1 pseudogene is annotated in these 811 nt (G+C 34.0%); it reads right to left on the bottom strand.

Annotated elements, in window-relative coordinates:
* Positions 1-811: pseudogene (locus GQV94_RS07600) on the bottom strand (flagellar hook protein FlgE); the annotation flags it as partial.

Genomic DNA, 811 nt, shown 5'->3' with positions numbered 1-811 from the left:
TTTCATTAACATTAGTGATAGAAAAAGCTCCTGAAGAATTTACAACTACTTTAACATTTTCATTTACATCAGCTGCGGCAAATGAACCACTTCCATCATAATCAACCCCATATCTTGCATCTCTTTGTAAAAGCTCTCTTAAATCTTCAGTAGTATGGAAGGTTCTTACATCTGTATTTAATAAAGAGCCATTCATTACCGCATTGTAATAATTTTGCGAACCAATAACATTTGTATCTGTGCCATTCCAAGTAGGAGTTCCTCCATTATTTGTTCCTGGAACATAAGAATAACCTCCATCAGGATTATACATAGGAGGAAGAGTTTGGGCTGAAGAGCTATAGATATATTTATGAGCTGTTATAACTTGTGCATTTCTACCACCTTGTAGGTTATCTTGTGTTCCAATATTTCCACTTGTAGCTGTCCATAAAGAAGCATTGTTTTGTTGTACTTGAGTAAATGTAAATGAACCTTCTGCACCATCTGCACCATCTGTCCAAGTCGCTGTCCAAACTTCACCTGCTGTATTATCAGAATTTACTACAAGATTGATATTTTTCATACTATCTGTAGTGCCATCTGAGTTATCATTGATAAAATCTATACCACTACCATCAGCATTTTTAACCGCTTTAACTCCTGTGCCTTGTCTTGTGTCATTAGAAGCTGTGAAAGTGTTGATATAAGTTATAGCCTCATCTATACTTGTTATATTTTCATTTTCTATTTTTACACCATTTAAAACTATGCTTAATTTTGTTTTTTGATCACCATTTCCCCAAAATGCTGCTGTTTGATTTTGTTTTAA

Origin of the sequence: Campylobacter sp. TTU_617 (genome assembly GCF_016599045.1) — a bacterium.
In the GTDB taxonomy this organism is placed as follows: domain Bacteria; phylum Campylobacterota; class Campylobacteria; order Campylobacterales; family Campylobacteraceae; genus Campylobacter_D.
This window is presented reverse-complemented; position numbering and strand designations above follow the sequence as displayed.